Origin of the sequence: Shewanella sp. BJSY2023SW005 (genome assembly GCF_047314585.1) — a bacterium.
Classification (GTDB): Bacteria; Pseudomonadota; Gammaproteobacteria; order Enterobacterales; family Shewanellaceae; genus Shewanella; species Shewanella algae.
In genome coordinates this window covers 1-20,252 of sequence record NZ_JBKORJ010000045.1, presented here as the reverse complement: position 1 = coordinate 20,252, position 20,252 = coordinate 1, and the positions used below count along the sequence as shown (strand labels likewise).

26 protein-coding genes, 1 pseudogene and 1 riboswitch are annotated in these 20,252 nt (G+C 54.8%); of the genes and pseudogenes, 16 read left to right on the top strand and 11 right to left on the bottom strand.

Annotated elements, in window-relative coordinates; all coding sequences use genetic code 11:
* Window positions 1–147: 147 nt before the first annotated feature.
* Window positions 148–2,058: a methyl-accepting chemotaxis protein gene (locus tag ACMHXI_RS13490; RefSeq protein WP_413735176.1), complete on the bottom strand. Its 1,911-nt coding sequence runs from the start codon at window positions 2,056–2,058 to the stop codon at window positions 148–150.
* A gap of 269 nt (window positions 2,059–2,327) precedes the next feature.
* Entirely contained in the window at window positions 2,328–3,977 is a 1,650-nt protein-coding gene (locus ACMHXI_RS13485; RefSeq protein WP_044736027.1) for an electron transfer flavoprotein-ubiquinone oxidoreductase, read from the bottom strand.
* A gap of 232 nt (window positions 3,978–4,209) precedes the next feature.
* Window positions 4,210–4,345, top strand: a riboswitch (molybdenum cofactor riboswitch).
* On the opposite strand from ACMHXI_RS13485, the gene moaA reads away from it, so the two are divergent.
* The 14 genes and pseudogenes from moaA (at window position 4,333) to ACMHXI_RS13415 (ending at window position 13,351) form a co-directional block, all read left to right on the top strand.
* Window positions 4,333–5,313, top strand: coding sequence for a GTP 3',8-cyclase MoaA (gene moaA / locus ACMHXI_RS13480; RefSeq protein WP_028780719.1), 981 nt, complete (start codon window positions 4,333–4,335; stop codon window positions 5,311–5,313). (Overlaps the previous riboswitch by 13 nt.)
* Before the next feature lie 109 nt (window positions 5,314–5,422).
* Window positions 5,423–5,572 (top strand): annotated as a pseudogene (locus ACMHXI_RS13475) (molybdenum cofactor biosynthesis protein); the annotation flags it as partial.
* A complete protein-coding gene (gene moaC / locus ACMHXI_RS13470; protein WP_025889198.1) occupies window positions 5,565–6,041 on the top strand; it encodes a cyclic pyranopterin monophosphate synthase MoaC in 477 nt (158 codons plus the stop codon). The pseudogene ACMHXI_RS13475 and the gene moaC, both read left to right, overlap by 8 nt.
* Window positions 6,042–6,045: 4 nt before the next feature.
* A complete protein-coding gene (gene moaD, locus ACMHXI_RS13465; protein WP_025889200.1) occupies window positions 6,046–6,294 on the top strand; it encodes a molybdopterin synthase sulfur carrier subunit in 249 nt (82 codons plus the stop codon).
* A gap of 1 nt (window position 6,295) precedes the next feature.
* On the top strand, window positions 6,296–6,754 hold the full coding sequence (gene moaE, locus ACMHXI_RS13460; RefSeq protein ID WP_025889201.1) for a molybdopterin synthase catalytic subunit MoaE: 459 nt from the start codon (window positions 6,296–6,298) through the stop codon (window positions 6,752–6,754).
* A gap of 12 nt (window positions 6,755–6,766) precedes the next feature.
* On the top strand, window positions 6,767–7,567 hold the full coding sequence (modA, locus tag ACMHXI_RS13455) for a molybdate ABC transporter substrate-binding protein (protein ID WP_219003292.1): 801 nt from the start codon (window positions 6,767–6,769) through the stop codon (window positions 7,565–7,567).
* Entirely contained in the window at window positions 7,568–8,233 is a 666-nt protein-coding gene (gene modB, locus ACMHXI_RS13450; RefSeq protein WP_025009185.1) for a molybdate ABC transporter permease subunit, read from the top strand.
* Window positions 8,230–9,324, top strand: coding sequence for an ABC transporter ATP-binding protein (locus ACMHXI_RS13445; RefSeq protein WP_144168203.1), 1,095 nt, complete (start codon window positions 8,230–8,232; stop codon window positions 9,322–9,324). Before modB ends, ACMHXI_RS13445 begins: the two co-directional genes overlap by 4 nt.
* Before the next feature lie 123 nt (window positions 9,325–9,447).
* Window positions 9,448–9,810 carry a YgiW/YdeI family stress tolerance OB fold protein gene (locus ACMHXI_RS13440; RefSeq protein ID WP_144131323.1) on the top strand — a complete coding sequence of 121 codons (363 nt, stop codon included), beginning with the start codon at window positions 9,448–9,450 and terminating at the stop codon, window positions 9,808–9,810.
* Window positions 9,811–9,865: 55 nt separating this feature from the next.
* A complete protein-coding gene (locus tag ACMHXI_RS13435; RefSeq protein WP_025009188.1) occupies window positions 9,866–10,387 on the top strand; it encodes a PepSY domain-containing protein in 522 nt (173 codons plus the stop codon).
* A gap of 2 nt (window positions 10,388–10,389) precedes the next feature.
* Window positions 10,390–11,067, top strand: a complete 678-nt coding sequence (locus ACMHXI_RS13430; RefSeq protein WP_025009189.1) for a response regulator transcription factor — start codon at window positions 10,390–10,392, stop codon at window positions 11,065–11,067.
* 49 nt (window positions 11,068–11,116) lie between these two features.
* Window positions 11,117–12,379, top strand: a complete 1,263-nt coding sequence (locus ACMHXI_RS13425; protein WP_025889207.1) for a sensor histidine kinase — start codon at window positions 11,117–11,119, stop codon at window positions 12,377–12,379.
* Between the two features lie 3 nt (window positions 12,380–12,382).
* Window positions 12,383–13,063, top strand: a complete 681-nt coding sequence (locus ACMHXI_RS13420; protein ID WP_044735494.1) for a TIGR01621 family pseudouridine synthase — start codon at window positions 12,383–12,385, stop codon at window positions 13,061–13,063.
* A gap of 120 nt (window positions 13,064–13,183) precedes the next feature.
* The gene (locus ACMHXI_RS13415; protein WP_025009192.1) at window positions 13,184–13,351 is read left to right on the top strand and encodes a YqaE/Pmp3 family membrane protein; all 168 of its coding nucleotides are present in this window, start codon (window positions 13,184–13,186) and stop codon (window positions 13,349–13,351) included.
* A 51-nt stretch (window positions 13,352–13,402) separates the two neighbouring features.
* On the opposite strand, the gene ACMHXI_RS13410 is transcribed toward ACMHXI_RS13415, so the two are convergent.
* Entirely contained in the window at window positions 13,403–13,837 is a 435-nt protein-coding gene (locus ACMHXI_RS13410) for a hypothetical protein (RefSeq protein WP_413735171.1), read from the bottom strand.
* Window positions 13,838–13,950: 113 nt separating this feature from the next.
* Entirely contained in the window at window positions 13,951–14,607 is a 657-nt protein-coding gene (locus ACMHXI_RS13405; protein WP_413735169.1) for an FMN-dependent NADH-azoreductase, read from the bottom strand.
* Window positions 14,608–14,715: 108 nt separating this feature from the next.
* Between ACMHXI_RS13405 and ACMHXI_RS13400 the strand changes: the two genes are divergently transcribed.
* Complete coding sequence (locus ACMHXI_RS13400) at window positions 14,716–15,600, top strand: LysR substrate-binding domain-containing protein (RefSeq protein ID WP_208150234.1); 885 nt, start codon at window positions 14,716–14,718, stop codon at window positions 15,598–15,600.
* Here the strand turns inward: ACMHXI_RS13400 and ACMHXI_RS13395 are convergent.
* The 7 genes from ACMHXI_RS13395 to ACMHXI_RS13365 all read right to left on the bottom strand — a co-directional run bounded on the left by ACMHXI_RS13395 (window position 15,569) and on the right by ACMHXI_RS13365 (window position 19,065).
* Complete coding sequence (locus ACMHXI_RS13395) at window positions 15,569–16,078, bottom strand: M23 family metallopeptidase (RefSeq protein WP_107110842.1); 510 nt, start codon at window positions 16,076–16,078, stop codon at window positions 15,569–15,571. The genes ACMHXI_RS13400 and ACMHXI_RS13395 overlap by 32 nt on opposite strands.
* Window positions 16,075–16,323 carry a hypothetical protein gene (locus ACMHXI_RS13390; RefSeq protein ID WP_054744289.1) on the bottom strand — a complete coding sequence of 83 codons (249 nt, stop codon included), beginning with the start codon at window positions 16,321–16,323 and terminating at the stop codon, window positions 16,075–16,077. Before ACMHXI_RS13390 ends, ACMHXI_RS13395 begins: the two co-directional genes overlap by 4 nt.
* 60 nt (window positions 16,324–16,383) lie before the next feature.
* Window positions 16,384–16,866 carry a GNAT family N-acetyltransferase gene (locus ACMHXI_RS13385; protein WP_045283324.1) on the bottom strand — a complete coding sequence of 161 codons (483 nt, stop codon included), beginning with the start codon at window positions 16,864–16,866 and terminating at the stop codon, window positions 16,384–16,386.
* 535 nt (window positions 16,867–17,401) lie between these two features.
* Entirely contained in the window at window positions 17,402–17,446 is a 45-nt protein-coding gene (locus ACMHXI_RS13380; protein WP_208185277.1) for a KxYKxGKxW signal peptide domain-containing protein, read from the bottom strand.
* Between the two features lie 12 nt (window positions 17,447–17,458).
* Window positions 17,459–18,385 (bottom strand): alpha/beta hydrolase, encoded by a 927-nt coding sequence (locus tag ACMHXI_RS13375; RefSeq protein WP_208185240.1) that lies wholly within the window; start codon window positions 18,383–18,385, stop codon window positions 17,459–17,461.
* A 33-nt stretch (window positions 18,386–18,418) separates the two neighbouring features.
* The gene (locus ACMHXI_RS13370; protein ID WP_413735165.1) at window positions 18,419–18,709 is read right to left on the bottom strand and encodes a hypothetical protein; all 291 of its coding nucleotides are present in this window, start codon (window positions 18,707–18,709) and stop codon (window positions 18,419–18,421) included.
* A gap of 26 nt (window positions 18,710–18,735) precedes the next feature.
* The gene (locus ACMHXI_RS13365) at window positions 18,736–19,065 is read right to left on the bottom strand and encodes a VOC family protein (RefSeq protein ID WP_413735163.1); all 330 of its coding nucleotides are present in this window, start codon (window positions 19,063–19,065) and stop codon (window positions 18,736–18,738) included.
* A gap of 64 nt (window positions 19,066–19,129) precedes the next feature.
* Here ACMHXI_RS13365 and ACMHXI_RS13360 point away from each other — a divergent pair, with 64 nt between their 5' ends.
* Window positions 19,130–20,224 carry an ISAs1 family transposase gene (locus ACMHXI_RS13360; protein ID WP_109248997.1) on the top strand — a complete coding sequence of 365 codons (1,095 nt, stop codon included), beginning with the start codon at window positions 19,130–19,132 and terminating at the stop codon, window positions 20,222–20,224.
* The last annotated feature ends 28 nt before the right edge of the window (window positions 20,225–20,252 follow it).

Here is a 20,252-nt window from a genome sequence, read left to right as displayed (position 1 = left end):
ACTCTTTTATTAGCCGAAAGATAGTTGCGGCTATGTTATACCAATCAGAAGTAAGATTCAGGAGTTGCATGTGTACTCAAGGCTTTGCGGGAATGAGGTTCAGTATTCCCAACGGCAGTTGCAAGGCTGCCGTTGGGGAACCTGAGGTTAAACCTTGAAGCGGGCGACTAAGGTATCCAGCCTACGGGCCAGATTATTGAGTGCGTCACTGGCCGCGGCGGCGGCTTCAGCGGTCTCGGCTGTGCGCTGGGTTATCTCATTGATCTCACTGACGTTACGATTGATATCCTCCACTACAGTGGATTGCTCCTCTGTGGCCGCCGCCACTTGGATATTCATATCGCTTATCTGGGCAATTTGTCCTGAAATACCGCTGAGCGCCTGGCTGGCTTCATCTACGGCCTGAACGCCTTCACGGGAGCGGTTACGACTCAGCTCCATGGCACTGACGGCTCTGGCAGCTTCGGCCTGCAACTTATCTATCATTACCTGCACTTCATCGGTTGAGGCAGCGGTGCGGGAAGCCAGGTTTCGGACTTCATCGGCCACGACCGCAAATCCACGGCCGGCTTCACCGGCCCGAGCCGCTTCAATGGCGGCATTCAGTGCCAGTAGGTTGGTTTGCTCCGAGATGGCACGGATCACATCCAGAATGCCGCCGATGGATTTGGTATGGGTCGCCAGAGACTCGATTACTTCGCCGACCTGAGCCACATCCTGCGACAACTGGTTAATGGTATCCCGGGCGCGGGTCACCACCTGTTGGCCAGTGGCCGATTCGCTATCGGCATCTTTGGCTGTTACCGCCGCCTGGGCCGCATTGGCGGCAATCTCGTTAACGGTTGCCCCCATTTCGTTGATGGCGGTCACCACCATCATGGTGCGGTCTTTCTGATCCTGGCTGTCGCTCATGGTCTGCTGGGCCTGCGCCGAGACATCCTTGGCTGATAACCCCAACTGTTCGCTGGTGGCGGCCACTTCGACCACAGAGTCCTGGATCTTGGAGATAAAGCTGTTGAAGCCCTTGGCCAGTTGGGCTATTTCATCTTCACCCTCGACCGGCAGACGTTGGCGCAAGTCGCCTTCGCCTTCGCCTATGTCGCGGAACATTTCCGCCACCTTGCTGATGGGGCGGCTAACAGAGCCGGCCACTATCACAGCCAGGAAGATGAAGCCGGCGGCAATCAATGCTGTCCATAACAGAATCTGGTAGGCGGCCTCTTGCAACAGGGCAAAGATTTCCCCTTGAGGAACTTGAGCCACCAGATACCAATCCATTGACGGAATATAGCTGCTGGCAACCAGCATATCGGTACCATTGACTTCGGTTTCGAGCAACTGGAAGTCGCTCTTATTCAACAGTTTGCTGACATTGCCTGGGTAGAGATCCTGCAAGTTACGTTTGCCTGTCAGACTCTTGTCCGGATGCAGTTGGATCTTGCCCTGATTGTCGGTGAGGTACACATAGCCGCTCTGCTCAATCTTGAAGGAGTTGAGCAGGCGCACCATATCGTCGAGCGACTTGGCCAGCCCCACCAGGCCGCGACCGTTGGGCTGTTGATAGTTAATGAAGAGTTTGACCTCGCCGTTGGCTTCGGTAAACACATTCAACATGCGTTCCTGGCGACTGTCTCTGTAGTTGAAGAACCAGCCGTCCTGCTGTTGATTGAGGATCCGCAGGAAACCGTCCTGGGTGTAATAGGCCGCCGTCTCGCGGTCGGCGTAGGAGGCTTGCGCCAAATGATACTGACGGGTCATGTCCTTGAGTTGTGAGATGACCAAGGGGACTTCGGCTTCGGGACGCCCCTGTTCCAACCAGTGTTTGAGCATCTGACTGTGGGCTAGTTGCTCGGCGCCGTTCATCAGTGTACTGATCTCCAGATCCAACTTATTGCGGATCTGCAGCATCAAGCTGGGCAGCTCGGAACCGAGCATACGTTGTTCGACAACTTCACGGGCACTGCGCTGGCTGAGCACACCAACTAAAATAGTCGACATCAGCACGGCCAGAGTCACCGTCAGTAAAATCTTTTGTTTAATGGTGAGTTTGAGTTTCATAGCGATCGCCTATCCATATCCTTATTAATGTGGACAACAGCATTAATTAGCCGGCGTTGGTTACGGCCGCGAGCTAACACAGTGGCAGGGACTTTCCCTTAAGTCTTTGTAGAGTATAGGCATGCCAGCTGTTTTATGGGGCTGGATCTTATTGTATAACCGCGATTATGACTAAAAATTGCCCTTCCTTCAATAGAGCCTAATGTTGCGTTCGGTAAATAAAAAAACGCGCCTTATAAAGACGCGTTTTTGTGGTTTAGGTTAATCAATTACATATTGGGATAGTTGGGACCACCGCCTCCTTCGGGCGTCACCCAGGTGATGTTCTGGCTGGGGTCCTTGATGTCACAGGTCTTGCAGTGAATGCAGTTCTGGCTGTTGATCACAAACTTGGGTTGCCCCTCGTCTTCAACCACCTCATAGACACCCGCAGGGCAGTAACGCTGCGCCGGTTCATCGTATTTCACCAGGTTGACCGCAATAGGGATGTTGGCATCTTTCAAACGCAGATGGCAGGGCTGATCTTCCTCGTGGAAGGTATTGGAAAGATACACTGAAGAGAGCTTGTCGAAGCTAAGCTTGCCATCCGGCTTGGGGTAGTCAATCTTGCTGTAGGCGCTGGCTTCACCCATCTGGGCATAGTCGGGATGATCATCTCTCAGGGTCACAGGGAACTTGCCGCCAAACCAGTTTTGATCGATATAGTTAAAGGCTCCACCCAGGAAAGTGCCGAACTTGTGCATGGCCGGGCCGAAGTTACGGGAGCGGTAAAGCTCATCAAAGAGCCAGCTCTGTTCCAGCCGTTCCTGGAAGCAGTCGAGATCTTTTCCGCCTTCAACCCCCGCAATAAGACCTTCGGCCAGAGTCTCAGCCGCCAGCATACCGCTCTTGATGGCGGTGTGGGTACCCTTGATCTTGGCGAAGTTGAGTGTCCCTGCATCACAACCTATTACCAGACCGCCTGGGAAGCTCATCTTGGGCAGAGAGTTGAGACCCCCCTTGGTGATGGCGCGGGCACCATAACTCAAACGTTCGCCGCCACTTAAGGTCTTGGCGATGACAGGGTGGGTTTTGTAACGCTGAAATTCATCGAAAGGGCTCAGATGCGGGTTCTTGTAGTTGAGGTCGATGATCAGTCCCACGGCAACCTGGTTGTCTTCCATATGGTAAAGGAAACCACCACCGCTGGCGCCTTCCAACAGCGGCCAGCCGCCACTGTGAACCACTTTACCCTGTTGGTGTTGCTCGGCCGGGATCTTCCAAATCTCTTTGAAGCCTATGCCGTAGTGCTGTGGTGTCTTGCCGTTATCCAGGTGGAATTTTTCTATCAGCTGCTTGCCCAGATGGCCGCGGCAGCCTTCGGCAAACACAGTATATTTGGCGTGTAATTCCATGCCCGGCATATAGCTGTCTTTGGGCTGGCCATCGGCGCCTATGCCCATGTCGCCAATCAGTATGCCCTTGACGCTGCCATCTTCATTGAACAACAGCTCGCTGGCGGCGAAACCGGGGAATATCTCCACTCCCAGGCCTTCGGCTTGCTCGGCCATCCAGCGGCAGAGATTACCGACGCTGATAATATAGTTGCCATGGTTGTGCATGGTCTTGGGTACCAGACTGTTGGGCAGATGTTTGGCATCTTCGGCCGACTTGAGCAGATAGATTTCATCTTCTGTAACCTGGGTATGCAGGGGCGCTCCCAACTCTTTCCAGTCACCGAAGAGTTCTTCCAATACGCTGGGTTCAAAGACGGCGCCGGAGAGAATATGCGCGCCAACTTCAGAGCCTTTTTCGACCACACAGACACTGATCTCTTTGCCGCTGTCTTTGGAGATCTGCATCAAACGGCAAGCCGTAGCCAGTCCGGCGGGGCCTGCACCGACGATAACAACATCGAATTCCATTGATTCGCGTTCCATCATGTCACCTCTATCCTTCAAAGTCCCCCGATGTAAACGGGTGTTTTATTTTTATCCAGCTCCAACCTTACCTGAAAATCCATCCAGGGCACAGTATTTGATCGGAAAGCGGCACAGGGATTCGATGAAATTTCTGAGTGAGACCTGTCACAAAAAGTCCACGCAGATTTGAGCCAAGTCGGGAAATACATTTTTAGGGGTATGGTTCGCCCCCCTTTTCGTTCTATAATTGGCGCAGACGGTTCTCCGAGCTTTTGGTCCTACGTCAGTGAAGATATGGTCCTTTAGCCGTGGCAATTTTGCCACCGGGGTGAGCAAAGAAATGCCCTCACCTCCCTGACTTGGAAAGGTGATCATGTCCCAGTTACAAGACAATTTTGGTCGAAGATTTCACTATTTGCGGATGTCAGTCACTGACGTCTGTAACTTCAAATGCAGTTATTGCCTACCGGATGGTTATCGCCCGGAGGGCAAGCCCTCTTTTCTGACGCTCAGCGAGATTGAGAATCTGGTTGCCGCCTTCGCCAAAGTAGGTACCCGCAAAGTGCGGATCACAGGTGGCGAGCCTACGCTGCGCAAAGACTTTACCGATATCATCCGTGCAGTTGCCGATAACAGCGAAATTCACACTATCGCGACTACCACCAATGGTTATAGGCTCGAGAAGCACGCCAAAGAGTGGTACGACGCCGGGCTGAGGCGGATTAACGTGTCTGTGGACAGCCTGGACCCCAGGATGTTTTATCAGATCACCGGCGAGAACAAGTTCGATGAGGTCATGCGCGGTATAGATGCGGCGCTGGAAGCCGGCTTTGAGCGGGTCAAGATTAACGCCGTGCTGCTCAAGGATCTCAACGACAAGGATCTGCCGCGTTTCCTGCATTGGATCAAACATACCCCCATAGATCTGCGTTTCATCGAGCTGATGGAAACCGGGTTGGGTCACGACTATTTCAAGGCGCATCACCTGGCCGGAGCCGATATCAAGGCCAGACTCGAGGCCGAAGGTTGGCAGTATGATCAGCCCGCGGCCGAAGATGGCCCGGCGCAAAACTTCAGCCATCCTGATTATCGTGGCCGTATCGGGCTCATCATGCCTTATGCCAAAAACTTCTGCGCCAGCTGCAACAGGTTGCGGGTTTCTGCCAAGGGTAAGCTGCACCTGTGTCTGTTCACCGAACATGGTGTCGATCTTCGTGATCTGCTTCAGAGTCCTGAACAGCAGGATGAGTTGATTGCCCGTTTGCATCAGCAGTTGCAGCAGAAGAAAGAGACTCACTATCTGCACCAAGGTATTACCGGTGTGACCCAACACCTGGCCTCTATCGGCGGTTGAGGGAGGCCGCTCGTTTGGGCGTCAGATACTATCATCGCCATCTCGGTAGCATTCAGCAGCAGGAACTGACATGGGACATTGCAGTCATACCCATTTTGAGCCTTTGAATATCGCCAATCAAACGGCGCTGTTTTGTCTGCCCGCTTCCACCGGCGCATGCCGTACGGCCTGGAACAAGATCCTCAAAGAGCAGCCGGATGCCCGGCACCGGCCCTGTAACTTCGTATCCCATTTGAAAAAGGTTGCTATAGATGACTAATGCCTTTACCCATATCAATGCCGATGGCAACGCCCATATGGTGGATGTGACCGAAAAGTCGATCACCGAGCGCGAAGCCCGTGCAGAGGCCTATATTGAGATGTCTGCCGAGACGCTGCAGATGATCATGAGTGGCAGCCACCATAAGGGCGATGTGTTCGCCACCGCCAGAATCGCCGGCATTATGGCAGCGAAGAAAACCTCAGAGCTGATCCCTTTGTGCCACCCCTTGATGCTGACCAAGGTCGAGGTGGATCTACAGGCCGAGCCGGAGCAAAACCGGGTCAGGATCACCAGCCTGTGTAAGCTGGCTGGCAAAACCGGGGTTGAAATGGAAGCCCTGACGGCGGCCTCGGTTGCGGCACTGACTATTTACGATATGTGTAAAGCGGTGCAGAAGGATATGGTGATTACCCAGGTAAGACTGCTGGAAAAACGCGGCGGTAAATCCGGTCATTTTAAGGTGTAACGATATGATTAAAGTGCTGTTTTTTGCTCAAGTACGCGAATTATTGGGAACGGCTGCCATTGAAGTTGAGAGCCAGCCGGGTTTGACGGCCGAGGCGCTGCGTGCCCAATTGGCGGCCACAGACGACAAGTGGGCCAGAGTGATGGCGTCCGACAAACTGCTGGTGGCCGTCAACCAAACCCTCAGTCCCTGGCATACAGAGATCAAAGCGGGTGACGAGGTGGCCTTCTTCCCACCGGTAACCGGAGGTTGAGATGCAAAGCGATCGTATTTTGGTACAAACCGCCGACTTCGATGTCCCGGCCGAATATGCCCGCATCGCCGCCGACAACAGCGACGGCGCCGTGGTGACCTTTGTTGGCAAGGTGCGCGACTTCAACGATGGCAGCGCGGTTACCGACCTGACGCTGGAACACTATCCCGGGATGACAGAAGCCGTTTTGGGGCAAATTGCCACTCAAGCCCGTGAGCGCTGGCCGCTGAATCAGCTGACCATAATTCACCGGGTTGGCACTATGCATTTGGGCGAGCAGATAGTGTTTATCGGTGTCAGCAGTGCCCACCGCAAGGCGGCGTTTGCGGCTTGTGAGTTTCTCATCGATTTCCTCAAGACCAAGGCGCCATTCTGGAAACTGGAAGCCGGTGAGAGTGGTCAACACTGGGTTGAGGCCCGCGATGCCGACGAGCAGGCCGCCAAGGCCTGGGAAAAGTAACCGGAGCTTGTGATGGTGCTATTGGAGCGATTGCTGAATTCGACGACCAAGGCCGTGCTGACCGCACTGGCGCTGCTTGGTCTGTGTCTGCCGGCTGCGGCGGCGCAAAGCGTTCATGTGGCTGCGGCGGCCAATATCAAGTTTGCCCTGGATGATATTGCCGAGCGTTATCAGCAGGAGACAGGACGCCAACTCAAGATCTCCTACGGCTCGTCCGGTAACTTTGTGGCGCAGATAAAACATGGCGCGCCATTTGAGCTGTTTCTCTCGGCCGACGAGCGTTATGTCGACGCGCTGGCTGATGCCGGTATCACCCGTGACAAGGGGGTGGTCTACGCTTACGGGCGCTTGGCGCTGGTGGCTCCCAAGAATTCACCGCTGAAACTGGATCAAGAGTTACTGGGGCTGCAACAAGCTCTGGCCGCCGGGCAGATCAAGCGCTTTGCCATCGCCAACCCGGATCATGCTCCCTATGGCGAACGCGCCCGTGCGCTGCTCAAGCAAAAGGGCCTGTGGCAGGAGTTGCAGGCCAACCTCATCTATGGCGAAAACGTTTCCCAGGCGGCGCAGTTTGCCTTGAGTGGTTCGACTCAGGGCGGCATAGTTGCCCTGTCGCTGGCAGTGGCGCCGCAGTTTCAGGCGAGAGGTCACTATCTGGCGTTGCCGGTAGACTCCCATGCCCCGCTGACCCAGCGCATGGTACTGCTCGAGAAAGCCAGCGACGATGCCAAAGCCTTTTATGACTATCTGCAGGGGCAGGAAGCGCGACAAGTGTTCAGCGCCTATGGCTTTGCCTTGCCCGAGGGAGGCTGAATGGATTGGCAGTCGCTGTGGCTCTCGGTCAAACTGGCTGCCATCAGTGTCTTGGTGCTCTTGCCGCTTGCCATCTTGTTGAGCCGCTTGCTGGCCTATCGTGAGTTTCACGGTAAGTCCTGGGTAGAGGCGCTGATCATGGTGCCCCTGGTGTTGCCGCCCACGGTTATAGGCTATTACCTCTTGGTAGGGCTTGGCAGTGAAAGCTGGCTTGGCCAATGGCTGCAGCAAACCCTGGGAGTGCAGCTGGTATTTCATTTCTCCGGCCTGGTGGTCGCCTCGGTACTGGTCAATATTCCCTTTGCGGTGCAGCCTATTCAAAGAGCCTTTGAAGCTATTCCTCAGGATGTGCGCGATGCCTGCGCCTGTTGTGGCATGAGTCGCACCAAACAGCTGTTCAAGGTGGAGTTGCCCTTGGTGTGGCCGGGGATTTTGACGGCCCTGGTGTTGTGTTTCTCCCATGTGCTCGGCGAGTTTGGTGTCGTCTTGATGATGGGGGGCTCCATCGCGGGAGAGACCAAGACGATTTCCATCGCCATCTACGACAGTGTCCAGGCGTTTGACTTCGCCTCTGCCGGTACTATGTCGCTGGTACTCTTGCTATTTGCCATCACCACATTGGCATTGACCACAGGGCTGTCGCGGCGGCTCGGGAGATTGAAATGACCCCGACAGATCTGCATGTCAGCGTTCATCAAACCAAGGGGATTCCACTGCAGGCCGACTTTGTTTGCCGTGCCGGTGAAGTCCTTGCCGTGGTGGGGCCCTCCGGTGGCGGCAAGACCACGCTGCTGAGGATGATTGCCGGTCTCAATAAGCCGCAATCCGGCAGCATCCGCTATGGTGATAAACCCTGGTTTTCCGAGACGGTGAACCTGAGCCCGCAGCAACGCCATCTGGGGTTTGTGCCGCAACATTTTGGCCTGTTTCCCAACCTGAGTGCGGTCGACAATGTAATCGCCGGGCTGGATCATCTGCCCAAGGCCGAACGCCGGGGCAGGGCGCTGGATTGGCTGGAGCGGGTCAATCTGCACGGTTTGCCGGATCGTTTGCCGGAGCAGTTGTCCGGTGGCCAGAGACAGAGGGTGGCGCTGGCCAGAGCGTTGGCGCGTGAGCCTTCGGTATTGCTGCTGGATGAACCTTTTTCCGCGGTCGATCGTGAGACCCGTGAGCGCCTGTATCTGGAGCTGGCGCGGCTTAAGTCACAGCTGCATATTCCGGTGATCATGGTGACCCATGACCTCAACGAAGCCTTGTTGCTGGCCGATCGCATGGTGCTTATCAGCCAAGGGCAGTTGTTGCAGCAGGGTGTGCCCCATGAAGTGTTGGCTAAACCCCGCAACGAGGCGGTTGCCCGGCAGATGGGCCTGAGAAACCTGTTTGACTCCGAAGTGGTGGCCCTGGAGCAGGAGCGGCAACTCACCTGGCTCAAGTTTGGCGAGCAACTGATTGCCTGTGACTATGACGCGCGCCTGAATCCGGGAGACAAGGTGCGCTGGGTGGTGCCCAATCAAGGCGTCAGATTTAACTCTATCAGCCGTGGCCGCCTGTGCCGCAGCTTCAATAAACTCAATGTCAGGCTCGAATCCCTGCTGGTAATGGGCGAATCTGTGCGCCTGCTGGCGGCAATCGAAGGCGTGGATCAGACTCTCAGCGCCGAAGTGCCGTTACATCTGGCGCGCAAGTTGGAGCTGGTTGCCGGTATGCAGACCGAAGTCGCGCTCAAATCCGAACAAATTCATATCCTCGAGCGCTGACAAAGGCTGCGTTTTTGTGCCTGTTGTTAACTAGATGATCAAAACTTAATCTTGCTTCCATCCTGGCTTCAAGCGCGGAAATCTATACTGCAGCCATTGAAACAACCACAGGAGTGAAACAAGATGCAAAAGTTAACTTATTTATTGGTATTATCCTCATTCTGCAGTGCCGCTGCTCTGGCTGCTTATACCGGTCCAGGAGCCGAAAATCGGGTTAGTACAGCGTCTCAGGTCGAGCAGGCCAACGATGACACCCAGGTGGAGCTGACAGGTTATCTGGTGAAGAGCCTGGGCGACGAAACTTACCTGTTCCGTGATGATTCCGGAGAGGTTAAAGTCGAAATCGACCATGACCTTTGGCGGAATATCAATGCCGATGTGAAAGAAAGCACTCTGGTGAAACTGACCGGTGAGGTCGACAAGGAGTGGAACGGCAAGGAAGTTGAAATTGAAAGTATCACTCTAGTTGGTGAAACTGCAAAATGAACCATGGCTTGTATGAGTGGCTGGCCTTCAGTGCCAGCGCTCGGATGGAGGCAAAATGAGACGTTTATTGGCGGGGCTGGTACTGTTTTCTTCGGTGGCAGTCGCGGCTCCCTCGCTGCTGGAATTGTTGAATGATAATGAACGCATTCAACCCATAGAGCTGATGCAGCGTATTGAGTCCCAGTTTCCCGGGGTGATCGTCGAGTTTGAAACCGATGTGGAAAATGGGGTCTTGGTCTATGAAATTGACCTGATAAACCCGGATGATCGTACAACTACGGAGCTGGATATACTCGCCAGCAACGGCGAAGTACTCAAGCGCAAAGTCGAACGCCTCGAGGCAGACGATATGGCCGAGTTGGCTGTGGTCAAACTCCTGGTCAAGAAGCAGCTCAGCTTTTCCCAACTGGTGGAAATGGCAATGCAAAACAGCAATGCTCATCTGCTGGAAGCCCAACTGGATAAAGATCTAGGGATTGCCTACCTGGAGCTGAAAGTAATGGATGAACGAGGCAAGCATAAGCTGGCGTTTGATATCGAAAAACAGCGGCCATTGCCTCTACTGAAATGGGACTGACAATGAAGATACTACTGGTCGAAGATGACGCAACCACACAGGACTATATCGTCAAAGGCTTCCTGGAGCAGGGACACAATATTGAAACTGCTGCCGATGGTCATCAGGGTTTGCTGTTGGCGACCAGTAGTCAGTATGACTTGGTAATACTGGATCGCATGTTACCCGGGCTCGACGGCCTCAAGGTGCTGGCGGCGCTCCGGGCCACCGGCAATCAGACCCCAGTACTGATCCTCTCGGCGCTCAGCCATGTCGACGAGAGGGTCAAGGGACTGCGCGCCGGCGGCGATGACTATATGACCAAGCCGTTTGCCTTCTCAGAGCTGCTGGTGCGGGCCGAGAAGCTGATGCTGCGCGGCCAGTCACAGCCGGCCAAGACAGATCTCAAGGTGGGTCTGCTGGAGATGGAGCTGCTGACCCGTAAAGTGACTCTGGACGGCACTGAGCTGATGTTGCAGCCCAAGGAGTTCCAGCTGCTCAAGTACCTGATGGAACATGCCAACCAGGTGATCAGCCGCACCCTGCTGTTTGAAGCCGTATGGGACTACCACTTTGATCCCAGAACTAATGTTATTGATGTGCATATCGCCAAGTTGAGACGCAAGTTTGAAGAGCTGGGTCACGGCGAGCTGATTGAAACCATAAGAGGAGCTGGTTATCGTCTCCGCCAAAGCCATTAAGCCTTACCAGAGCAGCGTATGGCGTATTACCATCTTCTTCTCTGTGCTGGTGACTCTGATCATCGGCGCCTTGCTTTTTGCCCTCTATCAACAGCTGGTGACAGAGCAGCAGTCTCAGGTTGAGAAACACCTGGCGTCGGAGGCGCAGCGCTATCAACAGCTGGCCTTGAGTGTGGATCAGCGCAGTTTTGCGGCGCAAATTCGCGCCGCCGATCCACAAACCGCACTTATAGCCTGGCAGGGCAGCCCGGATATGGTGGGGGCGCTGACCTTTATGCCCGACAATATGCCGCTGCTACCCAGAACCCGCGATTTCCCCATTCTCACCGGTGGCCCGGATAAGCTGCATATTCTCACCGGTGGCGTGGTGATGACCCGCTATGGCCCTGTGCTGATCGCTACCCGTACCGACCACCTGGCGACGCTGATCGAGAAGTTTCTCAGCGCAGCGGCTACCGCCGTGATGCTGACAGTGGTATTGACCTTGGCCATGGGATACCTGTTCTCCAAGGCGCTGCTCAGGCGTCTGGTGCAATACAACCGCTTGAGTGAACGCATAGAGCGAGGTTACTACAACACCCGCCTGCCGGTGAGTCGCAACAGTGATGAATTCGACATGCTGGCGCGCCAGTTTAACCGGGTGCTGGATACCCTGGAGCACAACCTGACGGCAGTGCGCGGGGTGACAGACAATATTGCCCATGACCTGCGCACGCCTTTGTCGCACCTGCGGATAGGACTGGAGCAGTTGCCGCAATATCCGGCGGAAGAGATCCCGGAGCGCAGTGCGATTCTTATTGAAAAGCTGGATCACTGCCTGGCGACCTTCAACGCCATGCTGTCGCTGACCCGCATTGAAGAAGGGCAGCAAAAACTGGAGCTGGAAAGTTTCAGCTTGCAGCAGATGTGCACCGATCTGCTGGATATGGCGGACGTGCTGGCCGAGGCGGAAGGCCAGCAGCTCAAGCTGGAAACCAGTGAGGATTGCCATATCACAGGCGACAAACACCTCTTGTTCCAGGCGCTGTTCAACCTGGTCGACAACGCCATTCGCTATGCGGGCGAGGGTGCCTGTATCACCATCTCGCAGCAAGCCAACCAGGTCATCATCAGCGACAATGGTCCAGGGATCCCGGAGGCGGAGCGTGAGCGGGTCTTTGAGCGTCTGGTGCGGCTGGATCCCAGCCGCCATCAGCAGGGTACCGGCTTGGGGCTTTCCATGGTCAAGGCGATTCTATCGCGACACAACGCCAGTATTTCGCTGGAAGATAACCATCCAGGTCTCAGAGTCAGAGTGACATTTCAGGTTTAACCCATGTATTCAGTGATAGCCACAGAGCCCGACTTTATCCTGCTGGACAAACGTCCTGGGGTTCATTTTCACAGCCAGCACGGTGAGGCAGGTTTGGTGGCCAGTGCCGAGCGGGATCTGGGCTGCAAGCTCTATCCCGTGCATAGACTCGATACCTTGACCTCCGGCCTATTGCTGCTGGCCCGTTCATCCGAGGCGGCAGCTGAATTTACCCGTATGTTCAGTGAACACAAGGTGCAGAAATATTATTTGGCATTGGCCAAGGGCAAACCGGGCAAAAAGCAGGGTTGGATCATAGGCGATATGGCCAAGTCCCGCCGCAGTCAGTATAAGCTGCTGCGTTCCACCGACAACCCGGCCGTTACCCAGTTCTTTTCCTGGTCGGTTGCCGAAGGGCTGCGCCTGTATCTGCTCAAACCCCACAGCGGTAAGACCCATCAGCTGAGGGTGGCACTTTCCAGTCTGGGGGTGCCTATTTTGGGGGATACTCTCTATGGTGGCAGCGCTGTTGATGCCGACCGTGGTTACCTGCATGCCTATGCGCTGGAGTTTGAATGGCGCGGGCAAACCCTTAGATACCTGAGCTTGCCATCTCAGGGCGACGCCTTTCTGCAGCCGGGAGTGTTGAGTCAGGTGCAAGCGTTAGCGGAACCTTGGACTTTGGACTGGCCCAAGCGCAAATGAATTCCGGCGTGGCCGAAACGTCGGCTCGCTTCGAGGCAAAGGTAAAAAAGGTTGCAAGCCGGGCGTCATGCTGCCAAGTTAAACGGGTTGTCCCTTTAATTCCTCGCCAGGAGTCATACCATGGATACCAACAAACTCTTGCTCGTCATCATCGCTATTTTACTGCCGCCTGTGGCGGTATTTCTCAAAGCGGGTGCCGGTAAAGACCTGCTGATCAATATCATTCTCTGTCTGTTCTTCTGGTTCCCCGGGCTGCTGCATGCGCTCTGGGTGGTGACCAAGAACTGATATCAACAACCGGCTTCAAGCGCAGAGAGCTTGGCGGTGAAGTGGCCGCAGTTACTGAGCGGCCACGATTCTGCCAAGCAGGTTAAAATGCTTGATGCTTGTGCCTTCCTGGCTCTGATTACCGAACAGCTTTAGCCACTTGTCCTGTGGCAGCCTTACTTGACTCTGACTGCTGTAGTGGCTGCTGTTGTGATGAAAGTCGGCGGTATAGTTAAGCTGCCAGACACCGCTCTCTATCGCCAGGAGTTGGTAACTCAAGCTGAACTCCTTATCTGTGACCCTGCCAGCATCTTCATCAGGCAACAGGGTCACTGTCAGTGACCGTGATTTGGCCAGGAACTCCCGGCTGAGTTCCTGTGTTTCCAAAGGAGCTGCACACTGGCAATAACGCAGCTCGAGTTGCAGCGGTTGTGCGTCCTTGGCCAGTGCCATGCCGCTTGCCAACAGGGCCAGCAAGCCAATCATAGGGTTAAGTATCCGCGGCATCTTCAATTCTCCCTCCAAATCGTCTTTTGCCCTTGCAATAGAGGTGGGCTTTCAAGACGGGAGAGCCTAGCATCTTCGCCGGTCGATGAAAGGTTATTTACACTTATGAATGGCTAGAGTATTTGGGCCAACTCTGTCAGCGAGTCTCCGGCTGCTGCGACGGAAGCCTGATGGCGCTCGTCGGCAAACTCCTGGTATTCGCTGCGCACTTCATAAAACTGCTCCACCCCCAGATAGTGGCTCAGGGTCTTGATATGGGGGCCCAGGTGATTCATTCCGGCGCGGATCCCCTCTTCGCCAAAGCCAAACTCGCCGCAGGAGTAAACCAAAACCAGTTTTTTGCCGCTGAGTATCGGCCGCAGCGGAAAATCGCCGCGCTTTAAGTCGAAGCTGAATGTGCGATTGATGCGTATGACCTGATCAAACCAGGCCTTGAGTGCCGCCGGCATGCCATAGTTGTACATGGGTGTTGAGATCAGAATGATATCGGCCCGCTGCAGCTCGTCGATAAGGCAGTCCGACAGTGCCAGCAGCCTTTGCTGCTCTGTACTTTGGAGTTCCTCCGGGGTGAATACGGCGGCGATCCAATCTTGGGTGACGGCCGGCGGTGCTTGGTCACTCAGATCACGATAGATGAATTCTGATAGGTTATTTTGGGCTTGCCAGTGATCGCAGAATAGCTGCGCCAACGACTTGGAAATCGAATTATAGCTGGGTTTGTCATTGTCGGTTCTTCTCGCGCTGGCATCTATTCTTAAAAGGGTTTTCATCACTTTCTCCGTTTGTTTGCTCAGGGCATAACTATCTGGAATACCGCTCGAGTTGACAAAGGGTCATTTCTCACTTATAGATGAGTAAAATTCACTTATTTGATCGCAATGTTTGCCCATTTACCCACACTGAATAACTTGAGAGTGTTCGAAGCCGCCGCCAGGCATCTGAGCTTCAAGCTGGCTGCGGAGGAGTTGAGCCTGACTCCGACCGCCGTTTCCCATCAGATAAGAAATCTCGAGACTCAGCTGGACACCCGACTGTTTATCCGCCAGACCCGGGCGGTATCACTGACACCGGCCGGAGCCGAGTTGGCAGAATCCTGTCGCCAGGCCTTGCTCGGCATAGCCCAGGGGATTGAACGTTTGGGAGTGACACCAAACCAGCTGAGAGTTTCCACCACCCATGGCTTTGCCGCCCTATGGCTGGCGCAGCGATTGCCGGACTTTCAGCAGCGTTTCCCCGATATTCGGGTGTCGGTCAGCAGCAATGAGGGGCTGCAGCCTAGCGACCCTCTGGGTGAGACAGATCTCTGCATACGCTACGGCAAAGCGGCAGAAGGCGAAGAGGTGCTGTTCAGTGAGACGTTCGGCATTTACGCCAGTCCCGGTTATCTCAAGAGCAAGCAACCTCAGGTGACGCTATTGCAGACCCGCTGGCAGAACCCGGCTCTCGACGGGCTCGATTGGCCGCAATGGCAACAGACCTATCACGAGTTCAAAGGTGCCAGAATGCTGGAGTTTACCCAGGAGGATCACCTCGTGCAGGCCGCTCTGGCAGGTGAAGGCCTGGCACTTGCCAGTTCTGTGCTGGTGGCCTCTTTGGTGGAGCGGGGTTGGTTGAAACCTTGCTTGCCGGGCAAGGTGTTGCCTGGGCTCAGTTATCGGCTGCTGCCGACCTCCGGCCGGGAGCAGAGCCACAGAGTCAGGGTGTTTCTCGAATGGCTCAGGCAGCAGGCACTCAGCGGGGCGCCAGATAAGTCACAGGATTGAGATAAAACGCCTTCTTGTATCCCTGGGGCGCATCATCTATCAACCAAGGCATGGGCATTAGACTGACTATGCTGTAGTGCAGATGGGGCGGCTTGCCTTTGGCATTGCCCGAGTCGCCGACAGTGCCCAGTTTGCTGCCCTGAGGTAGATAAAAACCGTTCGGCTCCAGGCTGTCCAGATGGGCGAAATAATGCAACTTCCAGCCTGGCCCCAAGGCCAGCACCACCTTGCCGCCGAGACGCCACTCCCCTTGATAGAGGCGCAGCATGGGCGTCGGGGCCTGCACTTGAGTGCCGCGGGCGGCGAAGATGTCTATGCCCTTGTGTACCCCTGAGGTGCCCCAGGGGTAATACCAGAAACTGTCTTTATGCCAGTCTTTGGCGCTGGCCTGGTTAACCGGCACCTGTGGGTTTTCCGGGATCAGGGCACCGGCAAAGATCAGCAGTAGCAGCAGGATAAAGCCATAACGTTTCTTCATGGTCTTAGGTCACGCTGTCGTTGGGCCAACTCTATGATGGCACTGATAGCCGCGCGGGCCTGGGGACTATTGTGCCAGCAGCTCGAGCCCATCAACTGGGCTATGGCGCGGGTGATATCGCTAGCGGATTCATCGGCCAGCTGCGACAGCTGACTGAATCCCAGCTGCTCGAGTCGACCAACGACTGTTGCTCCTACCCCCTTGAGATCGCACATCTGCTGTTTTTCCCGGTCACTGAAGGCCATGGCAACTCTCCTTGTAAATGCTTGTCCCTGGAATAATTCCACTGGATGTTCTTTCTTGGGTTAGATCTCTGCCAGTGGACAAGCCAACAGCAGCAGATCCAGACAGAGAATACCGTTTTCCACTATCGGCTCAGGGTAAGCGGCAAAGAAGTCCGGAACAATACCTTTGATACGAAAACCGCACTTCTGATAGAGGCCAAGCTGCGCCAGGCTGGAGTTGCCCGTGGCTATCCAAAGGCTATCCAGTCCCTTTTCCCGGCTCAGCGTCTGACACTGTTGCAATAGCCATTTACCTATTCCCTGGCCTTGGTGATCCGGATGAACGGCGAGGTTTTTTACCTCAGCCTGAATCTGTGTGGACGCCGGCGTCAGTTGCAGCAGTGCCAGCCCAAGCAGACGGTCTTCAGTATCCAGGGCTCTGAGCAGCAGACAGTCTCTCAGGTAAGCCTGCACGGCTTCGCGGCTTGGGTCGGCCAGCAAGAGTAAGGCCCACTCAGGTTCAGTGAGTGTGATGTCTGCGGTATTTGCCAGCTCCAGCTTCATTATATTTGCTCCGCAGCCAGTTCCGGCTCGCCGTTGTGCCAATGACTGTATTCCTCCCAGCGCCGTGCCAGTTCGCCATCACCCAGTTTGGGAATGCCGCTGCGCCTAAGCCACTGCCAATATGGTCCCCAGAGGTAGTCTTGCCAAAAGGCCAGAGAGCCCTGGAGGCCACCCAGAGTATCGGGATCCAGTTCGGGAAAGCTCTCCCAAGGCATGGGCGGAGTCGGTGCCAGCTGTTGGACTTGCGCCAGAAGCTCGCTGTGATCAGATTGCAGGCACAGAAGGTAACCACCAAAGTCGGTGGTCAGTTGCAGATAGAGCTTTATCGGTGCCTGAAACTCGGTCTCGAAGTTATCGCCCTGACACTGCAACTGCTGCGCCAGCACTAGATAGTCAGGCAGGCCTTCTCCCAGCTGTTCTATCTTCATGCCATGTTGTTGTAAATAGAGGCGTAGCAGGTCAAGCAGAGCCGGCACCTGATGCTGGCTTATCAGGCAGGAAAGCGCACCGCCCTCGAAAGGACGGCTGATGGATTTTACTTGGGGGTAGCCGTCAGCCAGTGCTTGCCACTGAGTCTCATCCAAGCTGCTTGTCATGCCGCTTCTTCACTGTCACGACGCAGAATGGCCGCCAGTTGTGCCAGACACTCGCGCGCGGCCGAACTGATATCGGCCAATTGGAAGAAACCATGGATCACGCCCTGAAAGCGGCAGGCTCGGGCATCGACACCGGCGGCTACCAGCTTGCGATACAGGGCTTCTCCCTCATCCCGCAGCGGATCAAATTCGGCGGTAATAATGTGAGTCTGACACAAGCCCTGAAAATCCTCCCGATAGAGGGGGCTGATTTCAGGATGGTTGGCGTCGACACCAGAACCTTGCTGATAGGCTTCAAAACCGCTGAGCAAGGCATCGCGGGTGATAATAAAGTCGTCGCCGTTGCTGCGGTAGCTCGCCATGGCAGCGGTGGCATCCAACATGGGGTAGATAAGCAACTGCCGTTTCGGCTGCCAGCCCAGTTGTTTCAGGCGCAGGCAGGTGACCAGCGCCAGATGACCGCCGGCACTGTCGCCGCCCAGAGTGACGCTATCCGGATCCAGCTGTAGCTGCGCCGCCTGGGCCAGTATAGCCTGGGTGGCCTTGAGCGCATCGTCGTGTGCTGCCGGATAGCAGTGTTCCGGTGCCAGGCGGTAGTCGACGGCAATAACCTGGGCTTTGCCATGACAGGCCAGATAGCTGAGCTGCTGCTCGTGAGTCACAAAGCTTCCGGCCACAAAGCAGCCGCCATGGAAGTAGATAAGCGTGGGCCAAGGCCCCGGGGTGTCCGGCAGGTAACGTCGCAGGCGAATGCCTTCCAGCTCCAGCTCCTGGGTGCAAACTTCGGCGGCGGGTCCCGCCAGCACCACACTGGCTTCATAGCCCTGACGTCGTTCATTCAGTGGCTGCAGACGCGCGTTGGGACGACCGGCTGCAATAAACTCATCCACCAGTCGTTGTATTCCTGTTTCCAATCCCGTCATGGCGGGAACCTCCTGTGAAAACTTGTCCTGAGCTCAGAGGCGATCCTGTTGCTCGGATACGATATTCTGCACCTGACCATTACTCAGAGTGACTGTTAGCAAATACTCACCCCCTATGCTGCCTTGCAATCGGTAACTCCATACTTCTACTGTCTTACCGGCGGTGGCTCTGCCGCTGTCGACACCAAGTGTCTGGGTGTATTTATCCATGGGGGAGCCAGCAAGTTCAAGTAGCTTTATGTGGCTCATGCCGCAATGCAGCAGCTTTCCGTCCTTGAGGCGAAAACTATCGCAGGCAGAGCCAACAAACACAGGGAGAGGCATAAAAGTAATTTCTTCATTTCAAATACCTACAGGGGTTGATGGCATACGGCTTCGACATTGTTGCCATCTGGATCCAACACAAAGGCACCGAAGTAGTGTGCGTGGTAATGAGGCCTCAGCCCAGGCTGACCATTGCACTGACCGTCATGTTCAAGTGCCAGCTGATAAAACCGGCTGACGGCATCGCGGTCGGCGGCAGTGAAGGCAATATGCCGCGGCGTATGGGGCGTCTTGGTTTCAATGATCCAAAACACGGGTTTGTTGTCCGGTCCGAAGGCGCACATACGCTGGCTGGGAAACTCGCTGTTCCACTCGGCCACCAGTTCCATCACCAAGGGGTCAGGGCGGGATCCCACTTTAAATTGAACTTTTACGGTTGGTCATGATCTGATCTGCCTTGCCCTTAATCCACAGATGACCATGACCCTTTTGAAACAACTAGAACAGATTACCGATCCCCGTAAGGACATCAATCTAAAGCATAATTTAGTGGATGTGGTGTTCCTGACACTCAGTGCTATCCTCAGCGGTGCGACTGGGTGGAAGTCCATTCAGGAATTCGGAGAAGAACAGCTAGATTGGCTCCGTCTGTACCGAAAATTTGAAAATGGCATCCCTAAAAGGCATTGTATCAGTAATATAATCAAAGCATTGGACAGCGAACTGCTCCTTCAAGCCATATTTGGCTGGATCAATGAGCAACGGCAAACGGAAGGGAAAACCGTTATCGCGCTGGATGGAAAAACCCTGCGCGGGGCGTGGAGTGAGGATGCTAAGAATGCACTCCATGTTGTCAGCGCATTTGATGTCGGCAACGGCATTACACTTTACCAAGACAGTTCACATTCTAAAGGGAAAGAAGCTGAAGTCGCCCGCAACATGATTGATGCTATGGCACTGGATAATGCCGTTCTGACGCTGGATGCACTGCATTGTCAGGTGTCTACCATGAACAAAATTAAACAGGGGAACGGTGATTTCATTATTCAGCTCAAGTCGAACCAGCCGGGATTATTTGAAGCAGTCAAAACCAGCTTCAGTAAAGCGTATGAGCAGCCAGAACTGGCTATATTTGAGCAGTTCAACATGGGTCATGGCCGCAGGGAGCGCCGAACAGTCATGCAGATAGAAGCAGAATTATCAGCGGAACTTAAGAAAAAGTGGCCGCACATCACCTCATTTATCGAAGTTGCCAGTGAACGGACAGTCGATGGAATAACATCATGTTCTTCACGCTGGTATGTCAGTTCCTTACCGCTCAATGCCGAAGAGGCCGCGAGGACTATTCGAGAGCATTGGGGGGTAGAAAATCAGCTCCATTGGGTGCTGGATGTGGTCTTCCGCGAAGATGCGCTGAAGGTAACGGATCCTGATGGCGCAAAGCATCTCGCCCTATTTAACCGAGCGGCTCTGAGTGCGATAAGGCAGCACCAAGGCAAAAAAGACAGTCTGGCAGGTAAGCGCCGCCGTGCTGGTTGGAGTCCTACATTTCGCTCAGAGTTGTTATTTGGTTAAGATATAAGCAAAGTGGAATCCCGCCCTG

Coding starts and splice junctions, on each gene's coding strand:
- ACMHXI_RS13435 (WP_025009188.1), top strand. CDS start 9,866: ATGAGACGTTTATTGGCGGGGCTGGTACTGTTTTCTTCGGTGGCAGTC.
- ACMHXI_RS13445 (WP_144168203.1), top strand. CDS start 8,230: ATGACCCCGACAGATCTGCATGTCAGCGTTCATCAAACCAAGGGGATT.
- ACMHXI_RS13390 (WP_054744289.1), bottom strand. CDS start 16,323: ATGGCCTTCAGTGACCGGGAAAAACAGCAGATGTGCGATCTCAAGGGG.
- moaE (WP_025889201.1), top strand. CDS start 6,296: ATGCAAAGCGATCGTATTTTGGTACAAACCGCCGACTTCGATGTCCCG.
- ACMHXI_RS13385 (WP_045283324.1), bottom strand. CDS start 16,866: ATGAAGCTGGAGCTGGCAAATACCGCAGACATCACACTCACTGAACCT.
- ACMHXI_RS13485 (WP_044736027.1), bottom strand. CDS start 3,977: ATGGAACGCGAATCAATGGAATTCGATGTTGTTATCGTCGGTGCAGGC.
- ACMHXI_RS13415 (WP_025009192.1), top strand. CDS start 13,184: ATGGATACCAACAAACTCTTGCTCGTCATCATCGCTATTTTACTGCCG.
- ACMHXI_RS13420 (WP_044735494.1), top strand. CDS start 12,383: ATGTATTCAGTGATAGCCACAGAGCCCGACTTTATCCTGCTGGACAAA.
- moaC (WP_025889198.1), top strand. CDS start 5,565: ATGACTAATGCCTTTACCCATATCAATGCCGATGGCAACGCCCATATG.
- ACMHXI_RS13400 (WP_208150234.1), top strand. CDS start 14,716: ATGTTTGCCCATTTACCCACACTGAATAACTTGAGAGTGTTCGAAGCC.
- ACMHXI_RS13410 (WP_413735171.1), bottom strand. CDS start 13,837: ATGCCGCGGATACTTAACCCTATGATTGGCTTGCTGGCCCTGTTGGCA.
- moaA (WP_028780719.1), top strand. CDS start 4,333: ATGTCCCAGTTACAAGACAATTTTGGTCGAAGATTTCACTATTTGCGG.
- moaD (WP_025889200.1), top strand. CDS start 6,046: ATGATTAAAGTGCTGTTTTTTGCTCAAGTACGCGAATTATTGGGAACG.
- ACMHXI_RS13360 (WP_109248997.1), top strand. CDS start 19,130: ATGACCCTTTTGAAACAACTAGAACAGATTACCGATCCCCGTAAGGAC.
- modB (WP_025009185.1), top strand. CDS start 7,568: ATGGATTGGCAGTCGCTGTGGCTCTCGGTCAAACTGGCTGCCATCAGT.
- modA (WP_219003292.1), top strand. CDS start 6,767: ATGGTGCTATTGGAGCGATTGCTGAATTCGACGACCAAGGCCGTGCTG.
- ACMHXI_RS13490 (WP_413735176.1), bottom strand. CDS start 2,058: ATGAAACTCAAACTCACCATTAAACAAAAGATTTTACTGACGGTGACT.
- ACMHXI_RS13395 (WP_107110842.1), bottom strand. CDS start 16,078: ATGAAGAAACGTTATGGCTTTATCCTGCTGCTACTGCTGATCTTTGCC.
- ACMHXI_RS13405 (WP_413735169.1), bottom strand. CDS start 14,607: ATGAAAACCCTTTTAAGAATAGATGCCAGCGCGAGAAGAACCGACAAT.
- ACMHXI_RS13440 (WP_144131323.1), top strand. CDS start 9,448: ATGCAAAAGTTAACTTATTTATTGGTATTATCCTCATTCTGCAGTGCC.
- ACMHXI_RS13370 (WP_413735165.1), bottom strand. CDS start 18,709: ATGCCTCTCCCTGTGTTTGTTGGCTCTGCCTGCGATAGTTTTCGCCTC.
- ACMHXI_RS13430 (WP_025009189.1), top strand. CDS start 10,390: ATGAAGATACTACTGGTCGAAGATGACGCAACCACACAGGACTATATC.
- ACMHXI_RS13375 (WP_208185240.1), bottom strand. CDS start 18,385: ATGACGGGATTGGAAACAGGAATACAACGACTGGTGGATGAGTTTATT.